At 46.5% G+C, this 22360-nt stretch carries 24 protein-coding genes; 12 read left to right on the plus strand and 12 right to left on the minus strand.

Annotated elements, in window-relative coordinates; translation table 11 throughout:
• Nucleotides 1-46 precede the first annotated feature (46 nt).
• From IEW88_RS08390 to IEW88_RS08410, 5 genes are read right to left on the minus strand one after another with little or no spacing between them, the layout of a single operon-like run.
• On the minus strand, nucleotides 47-472 hold the full coding sequence (locus tag IEW88_RS08390; RefSeq protein ID WP_147903739.1) for a DUF4426 domain-containing protein: 426 nt from the start codon (nucleotides 470-472) through the stop codon (nucleotides 47-49).
• On the minus strand, nucleotides 472-762 hold the full coding sequence (locus tag IEW88_RS08395; RefSeq protein WP_053424770.1) for a DUF167 family protein: 291 nt from the start codon (nucleotides 760-762) through the stop codon (nucleotides 472-474). Before IEW88_RS08395 ends, IEW88_RS08390 begins: the two co-directional genes overlap by 1 nt.
• Complete coding sequence (locus IEW88_RS08400) at nucleotides 763-1305, minus strand: YggT family protein (RefSeq protein ID WP_147903738.1); 543 nt, start codon at nucleotides 1303-1305, stop codon at nucleotides 763-765.
• A 9-nt stretch (nucleotides 1306-1314) separates the two neighbouring features.
• Entirely contained in the window at nucleotides 1315-2130 is an 816-nt protein-coding gene (proC, locus tag IEW88_RS08405; protein ID WP_147903737.1) for a pyrroline-5-carboxylate reductase, read from the minus strand.
• Nucleotides 2123-2812 carry a YggS family pyridoxal phosphate-dependent enzyme gene (locus IEW88_RS08410; protein ID WP_147903736.1) on the minus strand — a complete coding sequence of 230 codons (690 nt, stop codon included), beginning with the start codon at nucleotides 2810-2812 and terminating at the stop codon, nucleotides 2123-2125. The genes proC and IEW88_RS08410 overlap by 8 nt, the downstream gene beginning before the upstream one ends.
• A 42-nt stretch (nucleotides 2813-2854) precedes the next feature.
• On the opposite strand from IEW88_RS08410, the gene IEW88_RS08415 reads away from it, so the two are divergent.
• Both IEW88_RS08415 and IEW88_RS08420 read left to right on the plus strand, forming a co-directional pair.
• Complete coding sequence (locus IEW88_RS08415) at nucleotides 2855-3928, plus strand: type IV pilus twitching motility protein PilT (protein WP_147903735.1); 1074 nt, start codon at nucleotides 2855-2857, stop codon at nucleotides 3926-3928.
• 5 nt (nucleotides 3929-3933) lie between these two features.
• A complete protein-coding gene (locus IEW88_RS08420) occupies nucleotides 3934-5052 on the plus strand; it encodes a PilT/PilU family type 4a pilus ATPase (RefSeq protein WP_147903734.1) in 1119 nt (372 codons plus the stop codon).
• Between the two features lie 48 nt (nucleotides 5053-5100).
• Here IEW88_RS08420 and IEW88_RS08425 read toward each other — a convergent pair whose 3' ends face one another.
• From IEW88_RS08425 to metK, 7 genes are all read right to left on the minus strand, one after another.
• On the minus strand, nucleotides 5101-5358 hold the full coding sequence (locus tag IEW88_RS08425; RefSeq protein ID WP_053424764.1) for a DUF1653 domain-containing protein: 258 nt from the start codon (nucleotides 5356-5358) through the stop codon (nucleotides 5101-5103).
• The gene (gene ruvX, locus IEW88_RS08430) at nucleotides 5348-5779 is read right to left on the minus strand and encodes a Holliday junction resolvase RuvX (RefSeq protein WP_053424763.1); all 432 of its coding nucleotides are present in this window, start codon (nucleotides 5777-5779) and stop codon (nucleotides 5348-5350) included. Before ruvX ends, IEW88_RS08425 begins: the two co-directional genes overlap by 11 nt.
• The gene (locus tag IEW88_RS08435) at nucleotides 5779-6336 is read right to left on the minus strand and encodes a YqgE/AlgH family protein (RefSeq protein WP_053424762.1); all 558 of its coding nucleotides are present in this window, start codon (nucleotides 6334-6336) and stop codon (nucleotides 5779-5781) included. Before IEW88_RS08435 ends, ruvX begins: the two co-directional genes overlap by 1 nt.
• A gap of 9 nt (nucleotides 6337-6345) precedes the next feature.
• Complete coding sequence (gshB, locus tag IEW88_RS08440) at nucleotides 6346-7308, minus strand: glutathione synthase (RefSeq protein ID WP_053424761.1); 963 nt, start codon at nucleotides 7306-7308, stop codon at nucleotides 6346-6348.
• Nucleotides 7309-7331: 23 nt separating this feature from the next.
• Nucleotides 7332-8060 (minus strand): 16S rRNA (uracil(1498)-N(3))-methyltransferase, encoded by a 729-nt coding sequence (gene rsmE, locus IEW88_RS08445; RefSeq protein WP_147903733.1) that lies wholly within the window; start codon nucleotides 8058-8060, stop codon nucleotides 7332-7334.
• A 111-nt stretch (nucleotides 8061-8171) separates the two neighbouring features.
• Nucleotides 8172-9731, minus strand: a complete 1560-nt coding sequence (locus IEW88_RS08450) for an AbgT family transporter (RefSeq protein ID WP_053424759.1) — start codon at nucleotides 9729-9731, stop codon at nucleotides 8172-8174.
• Between the two features lie 143 nt (nucleotides 9732-9874).
• The gene (gene metK / locus IEW88_RS08455; protein WP_053424758.1) at nucleotides 9875-11026 is read right to left on the minus strand and encodes a methionine adenosyltransferase; all 1152 of its coding nucleotides are present in this window, start codon (nucleotides 11024-11026) and stop codon (nucleotides 9875-9877) included.
• A 351-nt stretch (nucleotides 11027-11377) separates the two neighbouring features.
• Here metK and tkt point away from each other — a divergent pair, with 351 nt between their 5' ends.
• The 10 genes from tkt (at nucleotide 11378) to IEW88_RS08505 (ending at nucleotide 22106) form a co-directional block, all read left to right on the plus strand.
• Entirely contained in the window at nucleotides 11378-13378 is a 2001-nt protein-coding gene (gene tkt / locus IEW88_RS08460) for a transketolase (protein ID WP_147903732.1), read from the plus strand.
• A gap of 58 nt (nucleotides 13379-13436) precedes the next feature.
• Entirely contained in the window at nucleotides 13437-14450 is a 1014-nt protein-coding gene (gene epd / locus IEW88_RS08465) for an erythrose-4-phosphate dehydrogenase (protein ID WP_147903731.1), read from the plus strand.
• 51 nt (nucleotides 14451-14501) lie between these two features.
• A complete protein-coding gene (locus IEW88_RS08470; RefSeq protein ID WP_147903730.1) occupies nucleotides 14502-15680 on the plus strand; it encodes a phosphoglycerate kinase in 1179 nt (392 codons plus the stop codon).
• A gap of 144 nt (nucleotides 15681-15824) precedes the next feature.
• Entirely contained in the window at nucleotides 15825-16889 is a 1065-nt protein-coding gene (gene fba, locus IEW88_RS08475) for a class II fructose-bisphosphate aldolase (protein WP_053424754.1), read from the plus strand.
• Nucleotides 16890-17130: 241 nt separating this feature from the next.
• A complete protein-coding gene (locus tag IEW88_RS08480) occupies nucleotides 17131-17904 on the plus strand; it encodes a DUF3450 domain-containing protein (protein WP_147903729.1) in 774 nt (257 codons plus the stop codon).
• Nucleotides 17905-17910: 6 nt separating this feature from the next.
• Nucleotides 17911-19275 (plus strand): MotA/TolQ/ExbB proton channel family protein, encoded by a 1365-nt coding sequence (locus tag IEW88_RS08485; protein ID WP_147903728.1) that lies wholly within the window; start codon nucleotides 17911-17913, stop codon nucleotides 19273-19275.
• Nucleotides 19275-19799, plus strand: a complete 525-nt coding sequence (locus tag IEW88_RS08490) for a MotA/TolQ/ExbB proton channel family protein (protein WP_147903727.1) — start codon at nucleotides 19275-19277, stop codon at nucleotides 19797-19799. The genes IEW88_RS08485 and IEW88_RS08490 overlap by 1 nt, the downstream gene beginning before the upstream one ends.
• A 13-nt stretch (nucleotides 19800-19812) precedes the next feature.
• Nucleotides 19813-20214 (plus strand): ExbD/TolR family protein, encoded by a 402-nt coding sequence (locus IEW88_RS08495; protein ID WP_147903726.1) that lies wholly within the window; start codon nucleotides 19813-19815, stop codon nucleotides 20212-20214.
• Between the two features lies 1 nt (nucleotide 20215).
• Nucleotides 20216-20836 carry an energy transducer TonB gene (locus IEW88_RS08500; protein WP_053424750.1) on the plus strand — a complete coding sequence of 207 codons (621 nt, stop codon included), beginning with the start codon at nucleotides 20216-20218 and terminating at the stop codon, nucleotides 20834-20836.
• A 4-nt stretch (nucleotides 20837-20840) separates the two neighbouring features.
• Nucleotides 20841-22106, plus strand: a complete 1266-nt coding sequence (locus IEW88_RS08505; RefSeq protein ID WP_053424749.1) for a tetratricopeptide repeat protein — start codon at nucleotides 20841-20843, stop codon at nucleotides 22104-22106.
• Nucleotides 22107-22360: the final 254 nt, after the last annotated feature.

Genomic DNA, 22360 nt, shown 5'->3' on the forward strand with positions numbered 1-22360 from the left:
CCTTTGAAACAACAAGGCTCAGGGATGCTGAGCCGTAACAAGAGGATTAATCTATATAGAAAACCTGAGAGAACTCCAGCTTCTGGTTTTCTGTGCCTTGCCAGATATCCAGTTTAAAGTTCAGGTGTTTTTGGTCATGCACTGGCACCTGCGCCAGATAATAAATGGCGTCGCCTTCTTTTACTTCACGAAAGCTCAGTTCAATTTGCTTTTGCGTTAAATCTGTCGCTGTGCCGGAAATCCGCACTTGTTGGGCTTTTTGGTCGCTGCTCTTGAGTACAGAGATATTCAGCACAGCCTGATATTTGCTGCGCTGTAACTGGTAACTTTGGGCGATTTTAGCGTCAATCATAGTGCTGTCAAAGGCAATATAATGCACATCCCAGGGCCCCAGAACTTTCTTTTGTTCGGCGTGAACCGGACTTAAAAACAGGCCCAGAACCAGGCTTGCAGCAAGCAGATAAATTTTCATCAGGACTCCAGATAAATTTGTAAGGCGTCAGGCACAGTGCAAGGCGCGACAATACGCCATTTTTTCTGTCGGCTCAGTTCGCCTTTTTCCAGCAGCACCTGACGTTTAGCCACGTCAAAGCTTGATGCCAGAAATTGTTGTAAATGGGCATTGGCTTTGCCATCCACAGGAGGGGCTTTAATCGCCACTTTGATCGCATCGCCATGCAAGCCTAAAAACTGATCACGGCTGGCACCTGGCTGCACATGCAATTGCAGCAAAATATCGCCATTGGTCAGCCGGGTTAACATTTAGAAACCACGTAACATATTGCTTAATAAAATCTGGATAAACTGAATGCCCAAAAGCACTACCAGTAAAGATAAATCCAGACCACCCATAGCCGGGATCACTCTGCGCACCGGGCGTAACAATGGCTCTGTCAACTGATGCATCACCAGCTCCACAGGATTACGGCCCTGACTGAACCAGCTCAGTAATGCCCTAATCACTAAAATCCAGAAGGCCAATTGCAGCGCTTCGGTGATCAGCAAAACCAGCGCACTGAGTGGCAAATAGATATAGATCACCTGACCTAACTGCAACATTTGTACTATCGCCACATGCAGCACACAAATGGCAAAGGCAAAAATCCAACTCGCTGTATCCACAGGGCCCAGACTGGGCAGGAAACGGCGCAGCGGGATGATCACCGGATTGGTGGCTTTGACAATAAACTGGCTAAACGGGTTATAAAAATCTGCTTTAGCACTTTGCAGCCAAATGCGCAGTATCACCACCATCAGATAGAGTTTAATCAGGCTGCTTATCAGAAAAAAGAACGCTTCGGTCATTATGGATCCTTAAAGAGTATTTGCCATTTCTTCAGCTCGGCGTATTGCTGCATACATGGCGTCTTTGACCATGCTTTCAAGCTTATGCTGTTTAAAAGTTTCAATGGCTTCGTGTGTAGTACCGCCTTTAGAGGTGACTTGCGCACGTAAAGCTTCGAAACTAAATTCGGACTGATTCGCCATAGTAGCTGCGCCTAACGCAGTTTGGGCCACCATAGCTTTGGCTTGTGCCTCATCAAAGCCGAGCTCCAGCGCCACTTGTTGCATCGCCTGCATAAAATAGAAAAAGTAGGCTGGTGCGCTGCCTGTCACGGCAATAATAGCGTTGATATCCTGTTCTTTTTCCAGCCAGACTGTTTTACCTGTACCCGCAAACAGCTTTTCAGCAAAAGATTGTTCGTATACTGAGCAGCGGCTTGGGAATAAACCTGTCACACCTAAACCTACCAAAGCAGGAGTATTCGGCATAGCGCGGATAATACGCACCTGGCCCAGCAACTGCTCAAAACGCTCGACAGAAATACCTGCTGCAACAGAGATAAACAGCTTTTCCTGAGACTCTGGCGCTTGTTCTATGATCTGCTGACAAACTTCAGCCATCATTTGAGGCTTTACCGCCAGCACTATGACATCGGCTTTAGTCACAGCTTCAATATTGTCTGTGGTGGTTTCAATCTTGTACTGGCTTTTTAAGGCCTTTAGTTTTTCCGCATTACGATTGGCAGCAATAATATTTTCAGCAGGATAACCCTGCTTTATCATGCCGCCGATAATGCATTGCGCCATATTGCCTGCGCCTATAAATGCGACCGTGTTATCAATCATGCGTCTGTTTTTCCCGGGCTCCAAAAATGGCCGTGCCTAATCTTATCATAGTAGAACCAAAGCGCAGAGCCTCTTGCCAGTCATCTGACATGCCCATGGAGAGTTCTTTCGCATCAGGATGTTGCTGTTGCAATTGCAGTGACAGCTTTTGCATCTGCTCGAAGGCTTGTGCGCCTTTGCCAGGCTCTGGAATAGCCATTAAACCTTTGAGTTGAAGCTGCGGTAATTGTGCGACAGCGTCAGCCAGCTGCAACAATTCGTCGGGCTTTATGCCGGATTTGGATTCTTCGCCGCTGATATTCACTTGCAATAGCACCTGCAGCGGCGCTTTATCCAAGGGACGCTGCGCTGATAAACGTTCGGCAATTTTTAAACGTTCAACACTGTGCACCCAGTCCGCGTATTGGGCTATGTCTTTGGTTTTATTTGACTGAATAGGACCAATAAAATGCCACTCTATACCAGCGAGCTGCTGTAACTCTGTCGCTTTACTCACCAGTTCCTGTACATAATTTTCGCCAAAGGCGCGTTGTCCTGCCTGGTAGGCTAGTGCCACAGAGGCAGCAGGTTTGGTTTTACTGACCGCAATCAGGCGGCTTTGTTGGTTTAATTGCTGTTTTGTCTGAAATTCTGTGATGGCGTTGTAGGCTGAATTCAACGCTTCTGCTATGTTGTTTGTCATATCAACTCTGTTCTTCGCCTTTGCTTTGGAGTGCTTTTCATCATGGATATTACCGAATTACTCGCCTTTAGTGTGCAACATAAAGCGTCGGACTTGCATTTATCCGCTGGAGTACCGCCACTGATCCGGGTCGATGGTGATGTACGTCGGTTAAATATACCGGCTTTGGACCATAAAGCCGTGCACGCTTTGGTGTACGACATTATGAATGACCGTCAGCGTAAAGAGTACGAAGAAAAGCTCGAATCCGATTTTTCTTTTGAAGTTCCGGGCTTAGCCCGTTTTCGTGTCAATGCTTTTGTGCAAAACCGCGGCGCTGCGGCTGTGTTTCGTACTATCCCAAGCGATGTGTTAAGCCTGGAAGACTTGCATGCCCCGGAGGTATTTCGCAGTATTTCCGATAATCCCAGGGGGCTGGTGCTGGTCACAGGGCCGACAGGCTCGGGTAAATCCACTACGCTGGCGGCGATGATTGATTACATCAACAGCACCAAAAACCACCATATTCTGACCATCGAAGACCCTATTGAATTTGTGCATCAGAATAAACTCAGTTTAATTAACCAGCGTGAAGTGCACAGGGATACCCATAGTTTCAGTAATGCCTTACGCTCAGCGCTGCGTGAAGACCCGGATGTGATTTTGGTGGGCGAATTACGGGATTTGGAAACCATTCGTCTGGCGATGACAGCGGCTGAAACCGGTCATCTGGTGTTTGGTACTTTGCACACTACCTCAGCACCCAAAACCATAGACAGGATTATCGACGTCTTTCCAGGTGATGAAAAATCCATGGTGCGCTCTATGTTGTCAGAATCTTTAAGAGCGGTCATTTCCCAGACTCTGCTGAAGAAAAATGGCGGTGGCAGGGTGGCTGCGCACGAAATTATGCTAGGGATCCCTGCGATTCGTAACCTCATTCGCGAAGACAAAATTGCGCAGATGTATTCAGTGATCCAGACAGGCGCCGCTCATGGCATGCAAACCATGGATCAATGTTTGATTAATCTGGTCAACCGCGGCGTGATCAGTCAAAAAGATGCCTTGTCCAAAGCGCAGGATAAAAATTCCTTTAATAGCATGGGGACTATGAGCGGCATGGGGCGGATGGGGTGACAGCAATGGGCTTAATTGACTATTTACATAAAATGGTAGCTGCTGGTGCTTCGGATTTATTTATCACTGCAGGACTTGCTGCTTCAGCCAAAATTAATGGCGAGATGCTGCCTATCGCTGACCAGGTGCTGAACTCAGAGCAGTCACTTGCGCTGGTGCTCTCCGCGATGACGCCAAAACAACAAGCCCAATTTCAGCAAGAAAAAGAATGCAACTTTGCTATCGCCAATGAAGCGGGTCGTTTTCGTATTTCCGCCTTTTGGCAGCGGGATCAGGCTGGCATGGTGGTGCGTCGTATCATCACCACTATTCCAAAAGCGGAGGATTTAGGTCTGCCACCTGTGCTCAAAGACATTATTATGTCCAAACGTGGGCTGGTACTTTTTGTCGGTGGTACAGGTGCTGGTAAATCTACCTCTTTAGCTGCTTTGCTGGGGTATAGGAATCAGAATGCCCGGGGTCATATTTTAACTATCGAAGATCCTATTGAATTTGTGCACGATCACCAAAAAAGTCTGGTGACGCAGCGTGAAGTAGGGATAGATACAGAATCTTTTGAAGCGGCGCTGAAAAGCTCGTTACGCCAGGCGCCTGATGTGATACTGATAGGTGAAATTCGTAGTCAGGACACCATGGAATACGCCTTGTCTTTTGCTGAAACCGGTCATTTATGTATCGCGACTTTACACGCGAACAACGCCAATCAGGCGATAGACCGCATTATGCATTTAGTGCCTAAAGAAAAACACGGCAAGTTACTGTTTGATTTATCGCTGAATTTACGCGCCATAGTAGCGCAACAACTGGTACCTACTGTCGATGGTAAAAAACGAGTAGCCGCTATCGAAGTGCTACTCAATTCGCCACTGATTGCTGATTTAATCAAACGCGGTGAGATAGGCGAAATCAAAGCTGTGATGAGTAAATCGAGAGAACTGGGTATGCAAACCTTTGATCAGGCGCTGTACGATTTGTACAAAGCAGGCCAAATCAGCCACGCCGATGCGCTGCATTATGCCGATTCACCCAACGATTTACGCTTGATGATGAAACTGCAGGAAGGTAGCTCTGGAGCTGGCTTATTGTCTGGTGTGACAGTGGCGGGTTTGACGGATAATGATTAATTGAGTGGCTCCCAAAAGGCGCAAAGATTTGAGCTCTGCGCCTTGCCATCATAGAGCTATTGTTGGTGGTAAAGTACCGAGTTCAACTGGGGCTTGTTCAGAGACAAAACTAAAACGCGGTACCAGTTCGCCAGCCACTTCAACATTGCTGATAAACATCTCCAAAGGCCGCACCCATAAACCAAAGTCACCGTATAAAGCGCGGTAGAGGACCAGTTCTTCATCGGTTTCGCTGTGACGCACCACAGACAGCACCTGATACAAAGGCCCTTTGTAATGACGGTAGAAGCCGGTTTTAATCGCCATAAGCGCCGCCATTTTCAAACCAGCTTTCTAAAATCAGTTTGGCTGACAAGCTATCCACCAGTTCTTTGCTGAGTTTTTTAAAACCACCTTCAGCAAAAAGCTGTGAACGGGCATCGACCGTCGTTAGACGCTCGTCCTGAGTTTTGACTTGCAGGCCATAACGGCCATGCAGGCGATTCACAAACTTATGTACCCGAGCCGTGAAGGGCTGTTCTGTGCCGTCCATATTCAAGGGTAAACCTACCACTAAAAGTTGAGGTTGCCATTCTTTAATTAAAGCTTCGATGAGATCCCAGTTTGGGATACCATCCTGAGCTTTTAAGGCTTTGAGCATAGTGGCTGTGCCTGTCATGCTTTGACCTACGGCCACACCTATACTTTTTAAACCGTAGTCAAAAGCTAATACCGTTACACTGCTCATCAGGCGTGACCTGCTTCTGGGCTGAGTTGCCAGACTTCAATACCCATGGCATGAGCTGCGCCTTGCCATTTTTCGGCATGGCTCATTTCAAAAATAATGTTGTTGTCGGCCGGGATCATCAGCCAGCTGTTTTCAGCCATTTCTTTTTCCAGTTGACCAGCGCTCCAGCCAGCATAACCCAAAGCCAGAATAAACTTTTCTGGCGCATCTTCTGTCGTGAGTTTCTCTAAAATATCCCGTGAGGTCGTGACCATCAGATCGTTGTTTAACCTCATACTACTGGTGTAGCCTTCTTTGGGAGTATGCAACACAAAACCTCTGTCACTTTGCACCGGACCACCAGCACAGACATGAGCTTTGGCCGCAGCGCTTTCTGTATCATGTTCAATCTGCAACTGACTCAATAGTTCTGTGACTTTGACGGGCATAGGATGATTGATAACGATACCCATAGCCCCTTCAGCATTGTGCTCACAAATGTAAGTTACACTGCGTTTAAACATCGGGTCATCAAGACCTGGCATCGCAATCAATAAATGATTCTGAAAATTGTCCATAGTACCGCCTTAGGACTGTTGCTGCTTCTGCTTTAACAGTAGTTCAATCTGGTCAAATAACATGCCTGTGATGCTGACCGGAAAAGCTGCTTCAATTTCTCTGATGCAGGTTGGGCTGGTGACATTAATTTCAGTCAGTCGGTCACCAATAATATCAAGACCAACAAAAATCAGACCTTTGGCCTTTAACGTAGGACCTACGGCACGGGCTATAGCCCAGTCAGTTTCGCTTAAAGGGCGGGCTTCACCACGACCACCAGCGGCTAAATTACCGCGGGTTTCACCGCTAGCCGGAATTCGCGCTAAACAATAGGGGACAGGTTCGCCGTTGACGACCAGTACACGTTTATCTCCGTCTTTAATTTCTGGGATAAAGCGCTGCGCCATGGCATAACGACTGCCGTGTTCTGTCAGAGTTTCGATAATAACACTGACGTTGGCGTCCTCTGGTTTTAAGCGGAAAATGGAGGCGCCGCCCATGCCATCCAGCGGTTTTAAGATCACGTCCTGTTCTTGCTGGTAAAAGGCTTTTAAGCGAGCCGCATCGCGGGTGACCAGAGTTTTTGGCGTATGCTGTGCAAACCAGCTGGTGTAGAGCTTTTCGTTGGCATCACGCAAACTTTGTGGTTTGTTGACAATCAAGGTGCCTTCGTCTTCAGCTCTTTCCAGAATATAAGTAGCGTAGATAAACTCAGTATCAAAAGGTGGGTCTTTACGCATCAGGATTACGTCTAAATCGGACAGAGCTATATCCTGAGTGCCACCAAAGTCATACCAATGTTCACCGTTCTGCTGAACGGACAATAAACGGGTGCGGGCACGGGCCTGACCTTCGATTAAATACAGGTCATTCATTTCCATGTAATGCAGCTGATAACCCCGTGACTGAGCCTGTAATAACATGGCAAAACTGGAGTCTTTTTTGATATTGATGTCCGCGATCGGATCCATCACTATGCCTAATTTAATCATCTTTACTCCTGTTTGTGATTGGCTCAGGCCAGATCACCAAATTGTAACTGTAATGCACTAATGGCTGTTAAAGCTGCAGTTTCTGTACGTAGCACTCGCGGCCCTAACCGAACCGCCATAAAACCTGCGTCTTTGGTTTGGGCTACTTCGGCATCGGTAAAACCGCCTTCAGGGCCTATCACTAAACGAATAGCTTGACTGCCAGCAATGGTCTTAATGGAGTCTGAAGTCCATGGATCCAAGGTCAGCTTCAAATCTTTTGTCTCTTGTGCCAGCCATTTGGTCAGTTGAATTGCCGTATGAACCTGGGGCACCACACTACGTCCGGATTGCTCGCAGGCTGCTATCGCTATTTTTTGCCACTGCTCTGTACGTTTAGCCAAACGCTCAGCATCCAATTTAACCCCACAACGTTCGGTAAACAGCGGAGTGATTTCAGTCACGCCAAGCTCCACTGCTTTTTGAATGACAAAATCCATGCGGTCACCACGGGAAATGCCCTGACCTAAATGCAGTTTAAGCGGAGACTCTACCGGATTATCGGTGGAGCTAATGGCTTTGACCAGCAGCTGTTTTTTTTCAACGGCAGTGATCAGAGCCTGATAATTCTGGCCGTCTCCATTAAATAAGCACAACTCGTCACCTGCCTGCATCCGTAATACACGGCCTATATGATTGGCACCGTCTTCGGCCAGGGCAAATTCCTGCTGTAGCGGGATACTGCCAGCTTGGTAAATTCTGGGAATACGCATAACTATAGCTTCTTAAGCGTTTGAGAAAGTGTGTATGGTAACAGGCAAAAGCGGGGCTGGGTATGGCTGGTGACGCAACAATCTGCTTCACCAGCCATTAAAAACGCTGGTTTAAGGGGCTGGGTAGACGTAACTGGCACCAATACCTAAAGGTAAACCCAACATCCAGTACAAAATCAGAAAGCTGGTCCAGCACAGCAGCAACGCCACTGAATAAGGCAACATCAGCGCCACTAAAGTACCAATACCTGTAGATTTCACATATTTCTGGCAAAACACCACGATCAATGGGAAGTACGGCATTAAAGGCGTAATGATGTTGGTGGACGAGTCACCGACACGGTAGGCCGCCTGGGTTAAATCCGGTGAAACACCCAGCTGCATCAACATTGGCACTAATACAGCTCCAATCAGCGCCCATTTAGCAGAAGCTGAACCTATCAGTAAATTCACAGTTGCGGTTAGTAGCACTAAACCTATCAGGTTTACCGCCATAGGGAATGCCATTTCCTGCAAATAGTTCGCGCCTTTAATTGCCAGTAAAGCACCTAAGTTGGATTGACCAAAAGCGAAAATAAATTGAGCACAGAAAAATGCCATGACGATGTAGTAACCCATACCGCTCATGGCTTTGGTCATACCTTGCACTACATCTTTATGCGTTTTTACTTTGCCTGAAACATAACCGTAGACTATGCCGGGGAGCAGGAAAAATACAAAAATAAGTCCGACGATAGACTGCATCAGCGGCGCTGAGGCTGAGGTGAGTTCACCTGTACTGGCTCGCCAGGCTGAGTTTTCAGGCCAAACTACAGCTACTAAAGCAGCGGCAGCGATCAGCATAGAGAGCAAAGCATAACGTAAGCCTTTGCGCTCGTTATCGTTTAATGCTTCCATCGAAGGGAGTTGCTCCGGGTCACCATCCACTTTGGTTTGCTGCAGGCGTGGTTCGACAAATTTATCGGTCAGCACCCAACCTACAATCACAATCAGCAGCACTGAGGCTGTGGTGAAGTAATAGTTATTTAGTGGGTTAATCACCAGGCTAGCGGCGGCAGGATCGGCCGATAAACGGGCTGAGGCTTGAGTTAAACCGGCCAACAAAGGGTCTAAACTGGACGGTACAAATAAAGTGGCGGCAAAACCACCAGAGACACCGGCAAAAGCTGCGGCGATACCCGCTAAAGGATGACGGCCGGCAGCATAAAAAATCACGGCACCCAGTGGGATAACTAAGACGTAACCCGCATCTACAGCTACATGACTTAAAACGCCTACAGCAATAAGAACTGGTGTCAGCAGACGTTTTGACGTGACCGCTAAGATACTGCGAAGGCCAGCGTTGATAAAACCTGTGTACTCAGCGACCCCTAAACCTAACATAGCAACCAGCACTACACCTAAAGGCGGGAAGTTGACAAAAGTGCTCACCATTTTCGCCATAAAATCAGCAAAAGCCGCACCCTCCAACAGATTTTTTACCTGAAAAGGCTGACCTGTCCGTGGGTCTATATCTGTGAAGGTCACACCTGACAAAGCCCAGGATAAGCCCCAGACAAAAAACATCAGTAAAGCAAATAAGATGGCAGGGTCGGGCAGTTTATTACCAATTCGCTCTATGGCATTAAGGCTGCGATTGAGCCAGGAAGTTTTTACGGCACTAGACGTCATGTATACTCCGTGTGGTTGTTTTAGTCATCTGCTGTGACTGTTTTTTTATAGTTTTTACCTTATCTTGCTTTGACAAAACCGTAAATAGCCAAAAGGAGAGCAACGCTCTCCTTTTCGGTTTTTCTATAAGCTAAAACAAAAACTTAGATTTTTGCTTCAGAGCGCAGTATTTCTGCTTTGTCGGTGTTTTCCCATGGGAATTCGTTACGACCGAAGTGACCGTAGGCTGCTGTTGCGCGGTAAATCGGGCGCTCTAACTGCAACATCTGGATCAGGCCATAAGGACGTAAATCGAAGTGACGACGGATCAGCGCTATCAGTTGATCTTCGCTTAATTTACTGGTGCCAAAAGTTTCAACACTGATAGACGTAGGTTCTGCCACGCCTATAGCATAAGACACCTGAATCTCACAACGCTCAGCTAAACCAGCCGCTACGATGTTTTTTGCCACATAACGAGCGGCATAAGCAGCAGAGCGGTCCACTTTTGAAGGGTCTTTACCAGAGAAAGCACCACCACCGTGACGCGCCATACCACCATAACTATCGACGATGATTTTACGGCCTGTTAAACCGCAATCACCCATAGGACCGCCAATCACAAAACGACCTGTTGGGTTAATAAAGAACTTGGTTTTATTGCTCAACCATTCTGTTGGTAACACTGGTTTGATAATGTGTTCCATCACAGCTTCACGTAAGTCTGCTGTAGAAATGGTGTCGCAGTGCTGAGTGGATAAAACCACAGCATCTATGCCCACTGGCTTGCCATTTTCGTAGACAAAGCTCAGCTGAGACTTGGCATCAGGACGCAACCAGCTCAATGTACCGTCTTTACGTACTTTAGCTTGCTGCTGCACTAAACGGTGAGAGTAAGTGATAGGAGCTGGCATTAATACGTCAGTTTCGTTGCTGGCATAACCAAACATTAAACCCTGATCGCCCGCACCTTGTTCACTTGGATCTTTTTTATCTACGCCCTGATTGATATCTGGCGACTGCTTACCAATAGCGCTTAATACTGCACAGGAATTAGCATCAAAACCCATATCGGAATGCACGTAACCAATATCACGGATCGTGTTGCGAGTGAGTTCTTCGATGTCGACCCAGGCTGAGGTAGTAATTTCACCACCTACTAACACCATGCCTGTTTTTACGAAGGTTTCGCACGCAACACGGGCTTTTGGATCTTGTTCTAAAATTGCATCCAACACTGCATCAGAGATCTGATCAGCGATTTTATCCGGATGTCCTTCAGAAACAGATTCAGAGGTAAAAATGTGTTGTGCCATTTACGTATTCCACATGTTGGTTGTTATCGCGCCTGGGCGCTGTAATTTGGGGCGGCTATTTTAGTGAAAGGCGAAGGTCATTGCCAGAACTTTCTGCCGCCCGGACGTCTTTAATGCTAAAGCTTGTTAATGTATCGTCCAAAGGTCTGAAAACTTTGCTTTGCCGTGGATTAAAATTTGCGATTTGGTCGACGCTCTGTGAAAATAAGCCCAACTTTGCCGTATCCATGTAAAAACAGTGTTCACCCGCTTAGCCGCCAATCGAATAAAGACAAAAAGAGCAGAGCAAGAGTACGGGGAACCCCATCCCTTGGATCAAAGTCATATAAAGTCAATCAAGCAGGAGAGAAGATGCCATCTCGTAAACAACTCGCTAATGCCATTCGTGCATTGAGTATGGATGCAGTGCAAAAAGCGAAATCAGGTCACCCGGGCGCCCCTATGGGCATGGCAGACATTGCTGAAGTATTGTGGCGCGATTATCTGATTCACAATCCACAAGACCCAAGCTGGGCCAATCGTGACCGCTTTGTGTTGTCTAATGGCCATGGTTCTATGCTGTTGTATTCCCTGTTGCATCTCTCTGGCTATGATTTAGGCATTGAAGATTTAAAGCAATTCCGTCAATTACACTCCCGTACTCCTGGTCACCCTGAATATGGTTACGCACCTGGTGTGGAAACCACAACCGGACCTTTAGGGCAGGGCATTACCAATGCTGTAGGCATGGCAATTGCTGAGAAAGCCTTAGCGGCTCAGTTTAATAAGCCTGGCCACGAAGTGGTTGATCACTACACCTACGCCTTTTTAGGTGACGGCTGCTTGATGGAGGGGGTATCGCACGAAGCCTGTTCATTGGCCGGTACTTTAGGTTTAGGTAAACTGATTGCGTTTTGGGATGACAACGGTATTTCTATCGATGGTCATGTTGAAGGCTGGTTCACTGAAAATACACCTGCGCGCTTTGAAGCTTACGGCTGGCATGTGATTGCAGGTGTCGATGGTCACGACTCTTCTGCTATTGCTGCTGCCATTGAACAGGGCAAGTCTGTTACAGACAAACCTACTTTAATTTGCTGCAAAACCATTATCGGTTATGGTTCACCGAATAAATCGGGTTCACACGACTGCCACGGCGCGCCTTTAGGTGATGCTGAAATTGCGGCTGCGCGTGAATATTTAGGCTGGGAGCATGCTCCTTTTGTCATTCCACAAGATATCTATCAAGAGTGGGATGGCAAAACCAAAGGTGCATCGGCTCAGCAAAGCTGGAATGAAAAATTTGCGGCTTATGCCAAAGCTTACCCTGAACTGGCGGCTGAATTTAAACGCCGTATGGCCGGTGATTTACCCGCAGACTGGGCAGAAAAATCAGCAGCTTACATTCAACATTTGCAGGATAACCCTCAATCTATCGCCACCCGTAAAGCTTCTCAGAACAGCTTAAATGCTTTTGGTCCTTTGTTGCCTGAGTTATTAGGTGGTTCAGCTGACCTGGCAGGCTCGAACCTGACGATTTGGTCAGGTTCTAAAGGCGTGACTGCAGAAGATGCCAGCGGTAACTACCTGTATTACGGTGTGCGCGAGTTTGGTATGTCTGCGATGATGAACGGTATAGCCCTACACGGTGGTTTTATCCCGTACGGCGCGACTTTCCTGATGTTTATGGAATACGCCCGCAACGCAGTGCGTATGGCCGCTTTGATGAAACAGCGGGTTATTTTCGTTTACACCCACGATTCTATTGGTTTAGGTGAAGATGGCCCAACGCATCAACCTGTTGAGCAACTCGCTTCGCTGCGTGTGACCCCAAATCTGATGAACTGGCGTCCTTGTGATGCAGTGGAATCGGCTGTGGCATGGCAGGCCGCTATTGAACGCACTGAAGGCCCAAGTACCTTAATTTTCACCCGTCAGAATTTGGTGCAACAGCCTCGTACAGCGCAGCAACTGGCTGATGTGCGTAAAGGCGGTTATGTATTGTTAGATTCTGTTGGTACGCCAGAACTTATTCTGATCGCTACGGGTTCTGAAGTAGAGCTGGCCGTGCAGGCCTGTCATCAGTTAACTGCTGCAGGGCGTAAAGTTCGGGTTGTGTCTGTGCCTTCCACCGATGTATTTGAAGCTCAAAGCGCTGCTTACCGTGAAGCCGTATTGCCAGCCGCAGTGACCAAACGTGTTGCTGTCGAAGCTGGTATTAAAGATAGCTGGTACAAGTATGTTGGTTTGACCGGAAAAATCATTGGTATGGACAGTTTTGGCGAGTCGGCTCCGGCTGAACAGCTGTTTGAACACTTTGGCATTACCACGGCAGCCGTCGTTGCAGCTGCCAACGAGTTATTCGCGTACTAATGAAAGGGGCCTGGTGGCCCCTCTTTTTAATCAGTAAACCTCTGAAGATTGGGTAATAATGACCATTAAAGTGGCAATTAACGGCTTTGGCCGTATCGGTCGGAATATTCTGCGCGCTGTGTACGAGTGTGGTTTAACAGAGCAGGTTCAGGTGGTTGCTATTAATGAGTTAGCGGATGCTAAAGGTATCGCTCATTTATTAAAATATGACACCTCGCATGGTCGTTTTGGTTTTCCTGTGGAGTTAACGAAACAAGGTTTAGTGGTCAATGGCGATGTCATCGCTTTATTCTGCCAGGCCGATCCTGCGCAATTACCCTGGCAAGAATTAGAGGTTGATGTGGTGCTGGAATGCACTGGTGTGTTTCATAGCCGTGCCGATGCACAACTGCATTTAGATGCAGGTGCAAAAAAAGTATTGTTTTCACATCCTGCAGATGCCGATATTGATGCCACAGTCATTTTTGGCATTAACCAGCATTTGCTGACCGATGAGATGACAGTAGTCTCTGCGGGCTCTTGCACCACCAACTGCATTGTGCCGGTCATTCAGGTGTTGGATCAGCACTTTGGTGTAGAGAGCGGCACTATTACCACTATTCACGCCTCTATGAATGATCAGCAGGTGATAGATGCTTATCACACGGATTTACGGCGTACCAGGGCTGCCAGTCAGTCTATTATTCCGGTCGATACTAAGTTAGCCCGCGGTATTGAGCGCATCATGCCGCATTTAGCCGGGCGTTTTGAAGCCATTGCTGTGCGTGTGCCAACAGTGAATGTAACCGCCATGGATTTAAGCGTGACTCTGCATCAGGATGTGGATGTCACTCAAATCAATCAGGTCTTAGAGCGCGCAAGGGCTGGGGCACTGACAGGTATTCTGGATTACACCGAAGAGCCGCTGGTATCCGTCGACTTTAATCATGATGCGCACTCCTGCATTGTCGATGGCTCGCAAACCCGGGTCAGCCATAAACGTTTAGTCAAATGTTTGGTTTGGTGTGACAACGAATGGGGGTTTGCCAACAGAATGCTCGATACAAGCCGCGCAATGATGCGGTTTGTCTGAATTATTATTTAAATAAATACTAAAAAATTACTCAAATCACAGGAGTCTGGTATGTCAGTAATGAAGATGGCCGATATCGATTTAACAGGGAAGCGGGTGTTGATCCGTGAAGATTTAAATGTGCCAGTGAAAAACGGCAAAGTGACTTCAGATGCCCGTTTAAAAGCAGCCATACCTACTATTGAGTTAGCGCTGAAAAAAGGTGGCAAAGTGATGGTGTGTTCACACTTAGGTCGCCCTGAAGAAGGCGTCTATGCCGAAGAGTTTTCTATGGCGCCTGTGGTGGAGTATTTAAACGCTGCTTTATCTGTGCCTGTGCGTTTAGTCAAAGAGTACTTGGACGGTGTAGAAGTCAATGCCGGTGAAGTGGTGGTCTTTGAAAACGTGCGTTTTAACAAAGGCGAAGGCAAAAACGATGAAAGCTTGTCAAAAAAGCTGGCCGCTTTGTGTGATGTGTTTGTGATGGACGCTTTTGGTACGGCTCACCGTGCTCAGGCGACTACTCATGGTGTTGCGAAGTTTGCACCTGTTGCCTGCGCTGGGCCTTTATTGGCTGCCGAATTAGATGCCTTGGCTGCAGCGTTGAAAAATCCAAAACGTCCATTGGTCGCCATAGTGGGTGGTTCAAAAGTTTCTACAAAGCTGACTGTACTGGAATCCTTGTCCGGTATCGTGGATCAGCTGATTGTGGGTGGTGGCATTGCCAATACTTTTATTGCCGCTCAGGGCTATCAGGTCGGTAAATCTCTGGTTGAGACCGATCTTATTCCTGAAGCGAAACGTTTGATGGCGCAAGCCAAAGCCAATGGTGGTTCTATTCCTGTACCTACCGATGTAGTGACGGGTAAAGCTTTTGCCGAAGATACACCGGCGACGACGAAGTCTGTTGCTGATATCAGTGCCGATGATATGGTGTTTGATATAGGCCCTGACAGCAGTGCTGCACTGGTCGATATTCTGAAAAATGCCGGCACTATTGTCTGGAACGGCCCTGTGGGTGTATTTGAATTTGCATCCTTTGAACAAGGAACTAAAGCGTTGGCTTTAGCGATAGCCGACAGTCAGGCATTTTCTATTGCCGGTGGTGGCGATACCTTAGCTGCTATTGATAAATATGAGTTAGCCGACAAGATTTCCTATATTTCAACCGGTGGCGGTGCATTTCTGGAGTTTCTTGAAGGTAAAACTTTACCAGCAGTGGAAATTTTGGAACAACGAGCCAAAGCCTGACACTAAAGCTGTTAGATTACAATTCACTACAAAAATCTAAAAGAGAACGGCCGCAGGTTCTGTATAACTAAAGATCACCTCAGGTGACAACAGAGCCCGCGGTTTTAAATACAACCCTTACCCTACACAAAGAGAGAGGATCTCATGGCTCTGATTTCAATGCGCCAAATGCTGGACCACGCTGCCGAGTTTGGTTATGCAGTACCAGCTTTTAACGTGAATAACTTAGAACAAATGCGTGCCATTATGCTGGCCGCTGATGCAACGGATAGCCCTGTGATAGTGCAGGCTTCTGCCGGTGCGCGTAAATATGCCGGTGCACCGTTTCTGCGTCACTTAATTTTGGCAGCAGTGGAAGAATTCCCGCATATACCTGTGGTCATGCATCAGGATCACGGAACCTCAGCGGCGGTATGCCAACAAGCGATCCAGTTAGGCTTCTCATCTGTGATGATGGATGGTTCTTTAGGTACTGATGGCAAAACACCGATGGATTATGACTACAATGCCGATATAACGCGCCGTGTTGTAGATATGGCGCATGCTTGTGGTGTTTCGGTCGAGGGCGAATTAGGTTGTTTAGGCTCGCTTGAAACGGGAGCTGCCGGGGAAGAAGACGGGATTGGCGCAGATTGTATTTTGAGTCATGACCAGATGCTAACGGATCCGGAAGAAGCTGCACAGTTTGTAAAAGCAACGGGTGTAGATGCGCTGGCTATTGCTTGTGGTACTTCACATGGTGCTTATAAGTTCAGTCGTCCACCTACAGGTGACATTCTGGCGATTGATCGCATCAAAGATATTCATGCCCGCATCCCGGATACTCACCTGGTGATGCACGGTTCATCTTCGGTACCTCAAGAGTGGTTAGCCATCATCAACGAATACGGTGGTGCTATCCCTGAAACTTATGGGGTGCCTGTAGAACAAATTCAGGAAGGGATCAAATTCGGCGTGCGTAAGATCAATATAGACACTGACTTACGTTTAGCCTCAACAGGCGCAATTCGTCGCTATATGGCGAAAAACCCTGCCGAATTTGATCCACGTAAGTATTTGCAGGAATCAGTCAAAGCTATGACTGAAATTTGTAAAGATCGTTATCTGGCTTTCGGTACTGCCGGTAATGCATCAAAAATAAAAGCCATTTCTCTTGAGCAAATGGTCAAGCTGTATGAGTCGGGGAAGTTAACACCGAACATTAAATAAGCAAAAATTTTAATGGAATATTAATACGGGAAGGCGCCCGGTTTTGCTTAAGAAAAAATGGGTCTAAACCGTCGTTAAATTGCAACAAAACTGTCATCGTTGACCGTCGTTGTTATATTGACAATACGCCAGTTTGCTGCAATGATGCGGGCGGTTTACCCTTTAACCGGGTTATCTTTTGTTACAAAAAATAACCTTTCAAAAACAGGTTACGTTAATCAGCAATTATTGGTTGGGAACTATGTCTAACAATAACATTCGTAAGAGTCTGGTTGCTTCTGCTCTGTTTGGAGCATTCGCATTGGCCAGCACCTCAGTAGCAGCAGATCCACTGGTAGAACTGCAGAAAGCGGGTCAGCAAAATATCCGCGCTTCAGTTCAATCTCAGGAAAAAATTAACAACATTTTTGACCAAAGCCAGGAATTATTGGCTGAGTACCGTCAATTAGTTGAACAAACTGAAAACTTGAAAGTTTACAACGACCACGTTGCTAAATTAGTTGCCGATCAGAATTCTCAACTGGCTTCTTTTGATAAACAAATTGGTACTATCGAAGGTACTAAGCAAGGTATCGTTCCTCTGATGTATCGTATGGTTGATACCTTAGAAGCCTTTATCAAAGCGGATATGCCTATCGACCTGAACAATCGTTTAGCTCGTATTGAGCGTTTACGTTCAGTGTTAGGTAACTCAGCAGTAAACACTTCTGAAATGTACCGTCTGGTGATCGAAGCCTACCAAATCGAAAAAGATTTAGGTACAGCGCTGGTGACTTACACAGACAAACTGGCTGTTGATGGCAGCGAAATTACCGTGAACTACGTTTACGTAGGTCGCGTTGCGTTACTGGCTCAATCTCTGGATGAAAAACAAGCCTGGATGTTCAACAGAACTACAGGTCAGTGGGAAGCTCTGGGTCAAGAGTACCTGGAATCTACCAAGTTCGCGATTCGTGTTGCGGGTAAACAAGCTGCCCCAGAATTGTTGAAACTTCCAGTGTTAGCAGCGGAGTAAGCATAAATGAAGAAAGTTTTTAAAGGTTTAGTAGTTGCAGCTGTGGTAACTATGTCTGCAGGCGTGTGCTTAACAGCTGCTGCTGATACAGCCAAACTTGACCAATTGTTAGAGCAAGTTAAAAAATCACGTACTGCTGAAGGTAAAATCAACCAGCAGCGCGAACAGGAATTTTTATCTGACCGTGCTGACAAACAAGCCCTGTTAAACAGAGCGAAAGCTGAGTTTGCAGCTGAAGAAGCTCGTGGCAAGTCTTTGACTCAACAATTTGCTGATAACGAAGGCAAATTAGCTGCGAAAGAAGCTGAGCTGCAAGCTGCTCAGGGTACTTTAGGTGAAATGTTCGGTATCGTTCGTGGTGCTGCAACTGAAACTATCGGTTCTATTGCAACTTCTAATATCAGTGCTCAGTACAAAGGCCGTGATGAACTGCTGAAAAAACTGGCTGAAGCTAAAGAACTTCCAACTATCAACGAACTGGAAGAACTGTGGGTTGCTCTGCAAACTGAAATGACTGAGTCTGCTAAAGTAGCTAAGTTCGAAGGTAACGTTGTTTCTCTGGATGGTAACGGTGCTCAGGCTTCTGTGACTCGTATCGGTGCATTCAACCTGATTTCTGACGGTGGTTACTTAGTATTTAACGCTGACACTCAGGAAATGCAACCTCTGGTTAAACAACCTGAGTCTTACATTGTTGCTGATGCTGAAGCGTTCAAAAACGCAGCTCCTGGCGAAATCAAACCAGTATACATCGACCCAACTGGCGGTAACTTACTGCGTCTGAAAACTCAGGAAGCTACATTAACTGAACAGTTCCACCAGGGTGGTACTCCAGGTTATGTAATTACTGCTCTGTTACTGATCGGTTTACTGATTGGTGCTGTGCGTTTCGTATCTCTGTCAGCAGCTTCTGCTGGTGTGAAAGCTCAGCTGAAAAATCTGAACAACCCTTCAGACAAAAATGCTCTGGGCCGTATCCTGAAAGTTTACCACGACAACAAATCTGTTGACGTTGAGACTTTAGAGCTGAAATTAGACGAAGCTATCATGCGTGAAACTCCGGATATCGAAAAAGGTATCGGTATTATCAAGCTGATCGCTGCTGTAGGTCCTTTATTAGGTCTGTTAGGTACAGTTATCGGTATGATCGGTGCGTTCCAGGTTATTACCTTACACGGTACTGGTGACCCGAAAATTATGGCTGGCCAGATTTCAATGGCGTTAGTAACAACTGTTCAAGGTCTGTTATGTGCTCTGCCATTACTGTTTATCCACTCTATGTTACAAAGTAAGTCAAACTCAGTCCTGCATGTTCTGGATGAGCAAAGTGCTGGTATCATCGCTGCTCATGCGGAGAAGGAGAAAGCGTAATGCATAGCCTGATAGAGCTTTGGGAATCTGTCAGGGATTTTATCGCAACCGGCGGTGATGTTCTGTATATCGTCGCCATAGTGCTCTTCATCATGTGGGTATTGATCATAGAGCGCTTCTGGTTTATCAATCGGGAGTTTCCAGTGATGCGTAATAAAATTATCGCAGACTGGAACGCACGGGCTGATACAACCTCCTGGTATGCGCATAAAATTCGTGATGCGTGGGTGTCTGAGGCATCTACCAAACTGCGTGAGCGGATAGGTGTAATCAAAACTTTGGTTGCAATCTGCCCAATGGTTGGTTTGTTAGGTACTGTGACCGGTATGATCGCCGTTTTCGAAATTATGGCGGTGCAAGGTACTGGTAACCCAAGACTGATGGCAGCTGGTATTTCAATGGCAACAATTCCAACTATGGCTGGTATGGTTGCGTGTTTATCAGGTGTATTTGTAACGTCCAAACTGGAAGGTAAGGTGAAGTCAGCAGTTCATGATTTAGCTGACAACATGCCTCATCATTGATAGAGAGTAATTTATGGCACGTAAAATTAGACGTGAAGCCGAAGAGGCAGCAGTAGATTTAACGCCTATGTTGGACGTTGTATTTATTATGCTGATCTTCTTTATCGTGACGACGTCGTTCGTTAAAGAAGCTGGTATTGACGTAAACCGTCCTAAAGCGGCGAAAGCTCAATCTAAGCCGTCAGCCACTATCTTTATTGCAATCCGTGCAAACGGTGAAATTTGGATGGATAAACGTGCTGTAGACGTTGAGCGTGTTGGTGCAACAGTTGAAAAGCTGTTAGCTGAATCGCCAACAGACACAGTAATCATCCAAGCAGATAAAGAAGCTAAGCATGGTATCGTGGTTTCAGTAATGGACCAAATCAAGCTGGCTGGTATCGATAAGATTTCGATCGCTGCGGAGAACAAGTAATATGGTAAGGTTATTACTATCACTGGTAGTTGGTGCGGTAATAACGTTTTTCCTGTATGTGTTGATGGCATTCCTTATAGGTGGGGATGATACGTTCACCAATGCTAAAAAGGAACAAATCGTTATTGAAATTAACTCGACGCCGCCTGAGTCTAAAGCTCAGACTCGTGTTCGGGTGCCGCCACCACCACCACCACCGCCGCCAGAGCCTCCAAAGGCTCCGGTTGCTGAACCAGAATCAACCGACACCGGTGGTTCTATAGGTTTTAACCTGCCGTCAGTAGACGTAGGTGGTGCCAGTACAGGATTAGGCGATCCGTCTTCAGCAATGATGCGTGATGGCGATGCGACTCCAATAGTACGTATTGAACCAAAATACCCGGTACAGGCTGCTCGTGACGGCTTACAGGGTTGGGTAAAAATGCGTTTCACTATTCTGGAAGATGGCAGCGTTGGTGACGTGACAGTTGTGGAAGCAGAACCTAAACGTGTATTTGACCGTGAAGCGATTCGTGCACTGAAACGCTGGAAATATTCACCAAAAGTGGTCGATGGTAAAGCAGTTCAGCAACCAGGTATTATGGTTCAACTGGACTTCTCATTAGACCAGTCTGGAGGTTAACACTATGAAGAAAATAAGTAATCTTACTTCAGCGTTGATCGTATTAGCCAGTTTTGGTGTAACAACTCTGGGTTCTTATGCTGTAGCAGCTCCGGATCCTGCAAAAATTGAAGCGCGGAAAAACCGCAAATCAAGTGCTGTAGGTGAGAAAGTTGGTAAAGCTATAGCAAAAGCTTATGAACTATACGGTGCAGAGAAGTTAAACGAAGCTATCGCAGCCTTGCAAGGTGTGGAGTCAAGCAACGAGTTTGACATGGCGTACTTAAATCGTTTTTTAGGCAACATGTGGGCCGCGAAAGACGAGAAAAAAGCCATAGGCTACTTACGCAAAGCAATAGCGCCTGATGTATTAAGTTTTACCGATCAGGCTGCTGCTTATCGCTTGTTAGCTGACTTGCTGTTAAGCGACAAGCAATACAATGAAGCGATCAAAACCTATAACCAGTGGTTAGATTTCACTGGTGAAAAGGATGGGAACGTTTATCTGCGTATTGCCAGTGCTTATATGGAAACCAAGCAATATCAGAAGGTCATTGAACCTGCTGATATGGCCATTGCTCTGCAAGATAAAGCTAAGCCAAATGCTGGTCCTTACACCTTGAAGTTTTCAGCTTATTACGAGATGAAAAACAACAAGAAAGCGATCGAAGTATTAGAGACCACAGTGAAACTTTTCCCTTCAGAAAAGCGCTGGTGGACTTACCTGGCTCAGTTTTACAGTATTGAAGAGCAATACGAAAAAGCTTTGGTGACATTAGAAGTTGCAGCTATGCAAGGTATGCTGGATTCAGCGAACGAGTTTAAGTTGTTAGCTCAACTTTACTCTAACGCGAACGTGCCTTACAAAGCAGGTACTACACTGGAAAAACATATTAAGTCTGGTTTAATCAAAAAAGATAAAACTATGCTGAACAGTATGGCCAGTTCGTTCCAGGCTGCTCGTGAAATGGACAAAGCCGCTCAGTATTACGGTGAGTCAGCTCAGTTAGACAACGATGGTGATGCTTATCGCCGTCAGGGTTCTTCACTGATCCTCGCTGAAAAATACTCTGCAGCCGTAGTTGCTTTGAACAAAGCGCTGGACGCTGGTGTAAAAGCTAAAGCTCCTGTGTACCTGGCTCTGGTAGAAGCATACTTCTATCAGAACAAGTTTAAAGATGCGTATCAAGCCGTTCAGAAAGTGAAAGCGGATCCTAAGTTTGGCCGTCAGGCTGCAAGTTGGGAAAGCTACATTAAAGAACGCGCCAGTAAAAACAACGTGTCTCTTTAAGCGTTAAAAAAACCCTGCCCAGGCAGGGTTTTTTCTTTCTTGTCATCATCTTTACTATTCTTTTTTACACTTACACCGCTATCCTCATGCTTATATGCCACATTAGAGTTCAGGACTGGGGCGGGGCAGCTATGTGCTTTATTTTGCTGTAATTTGCTGCATGAATCATCACTTAGTTTAAAAAATACGCGAACAGTAAAGGCTTTCCAAAAAACTGTTGACACCTTTGGCCTCGGCCCCTAGAATTCGCCTCG

It is taken from the genome of Rheinheimera tangshanensis, assembly GCF_014645135.1.
Classification (GTDB): Bacteria; Pseudomonadota; Gammaproteobacteria; order Enterobacterales; family Alteromonadaceae; genus Pararheinheimera; species Pararheinheimera tangshanensis.

Excerpts from the sequence above, each read along its gene's own strand:
- IEW88_RS08470 (WP_147903730.1), top strand. The coding sequence starts at position 14,502 with ATGTCAGTAATGAAGATGGCCGATATCGATTTAACAGGGAAGCGGGTG.
- rsmE (WP_147903733.1), bottom strand. The coding sequence starts at position 8,060 with ATGCGTATTCCCAGAATTTACCAAGCTGGCAGTATCCCGCTACAGCAG.
- gshB (WP_053424761.1), bottom strand. The coding sequence starts at position 7,308 with ATGATTAAATTAGGCATAGTGATGGATCCGATCGCGGACATCAATATC.
- fba (WP_053424754.1), top strand. The coding sequence starts at position 15,825 with ATGGCTCTGATTTCAATGCGCCAAATGCTGGACCACGCTGCCGAGTTT.
- IEW88_RS08450 (WP_053424759.1), bottom strand. The coding sequence starts at position 9,731 with ATGACGTCTAGTGCCGTAAAAACTTCCTGGCTCAATCGCAGCCTTAAT.
- IEW88_RS08425 (WP_053424764.1), bottom strand. The coding sequence starts at position 5,358 with ATGGCGATTAAAACCGGCTTCTACCGTCATTACAAAGGGCCTTTGTAT.
- IEW88_RS08480 (WP_147903729.1), top strand. The coding sequence starts at position 17,131 with ATGTCTAACAATAACATTCGTAAGAGTCTGGTTGCTTCTGCTCTGTTT.
- IEW88_RS08435 (WP_053424762.1), bottom strand. The coding sequence starts at position 6,336 with ATGGACAATTTTCAGAATCATTTATTGATTGCGATGCCAGGTCTTGAT.
- IEW88_RS08415 (WP_147903735.1), top strand. The coding sequence starts at position 2,855 with ATGGATATTACCGAATTACTCGCCTTTAGTGTGCAACATAAAGCGTCG.
- IEW88_RS08400 (WP_147903738.1), bottom strand. The coding sequence starts at position 1,305 with ATGACCGAAGCGTTCTTTTTTCTGATAAGCAGCCTGATTAAACTCTAT.
- IEW88_RS08395 (WP_053424770.1), bottom strand. The coding sequence starts at position 762 with ATGTTAACCCGGCTGACCAATGGCGATATTTTGCTGCAATTGCATGTG.
- IEW88_RS08505 (WP_053424749.1), top strand. The coding sequence starts at position 20,841 with ATGAAGAAAATAAGTAATCTTACTTCAGCGTTGATCGTATTAGCCAGT.
- epd (WP_147903731.1), top strand. The coding sequence starts at position 13,437 with ATGACCATTAAAGTGGCAATTAACGGCTTTGGCCGTATCGGTCGGAAT.
- ruvX (WP_053424763.1), bottom strand. The coding sequence starts at position 5,779 with ATGAGCAGTGTAACGGTATTAGCTTTTGACTACGGTTTAAAAAGTATA.
- IEW88_RS08420 (WP_147903734.1), top strand. The coding sequence starts at position 3,934 with ATGGGCTTAATTGACTATTTACATAAAATGGTAGCTGCTGGTGCTTCG.
- IEW88_RS08495 (WP_147903726.1), top strand. The coding sequence starts at position 19,813 with ATGGCACGTAAAATTAGACGTGAAGCCGAAGAGGCAGCAGTAGATTTA.
- IEW88_RS08410 (WP_147903736.1), bottom strand. The coding sequence starts at position 2,812 with ATGACAAACAACATAGCAGAAGCGTTGAATTCAGCCTACAACGCCATC.
- IEW88_RS08485 (WP_147903728.1), top strand. The coding sequence starts at position 17,911 with ATGAAGAAAGTTTTTAAAGGTTTAGTAGTTGCAGCTGTGGTAACTATG.
- tkt (WP_147903732.1), top strand. The coding sequence starts at position 11,378 with ATGCCATCTCGTAAACAACTCGCTAATGCCATTCGTGCATTGAGTATG.
- proC (WP_147903737.1), bottom strand. The coding sequence starts at position 2,130 with ATGATTGATAACACGGTCGCATTTATAGGCGCAGGCAATATGGCGCAA.
- IEW88_RS08500 (WP_053424750.1), top strand. The coding sequence starts at position 20,216 with ATGGTAAGGTTATTACTATCACTGGTAGTTGGTGCGGTAATAACGTTT.
- IEW88_RS08390 (WP_147903739.1), bottom strand. The coding sequence starts at position 472 with ATGAAAATTTATCTGCTTGCTGCAAGCCTGGTTCTGGGCCTGTTTTTA.
- metK (WP_053424758.1), bottom strand. The coding sequence starts at position 11,026 with ATGGCACAACACATTTTTACCTCTGAATCTGTTTCTGAAGGACATCCG.
- IEW88_RS08490 (WP_147903727.1), top strand. The coding sequence starts at position 19,275 with ATGCATAGCCTGATAGAGCTTTGGGAATCTGTCAGGGATTTTATCGCA.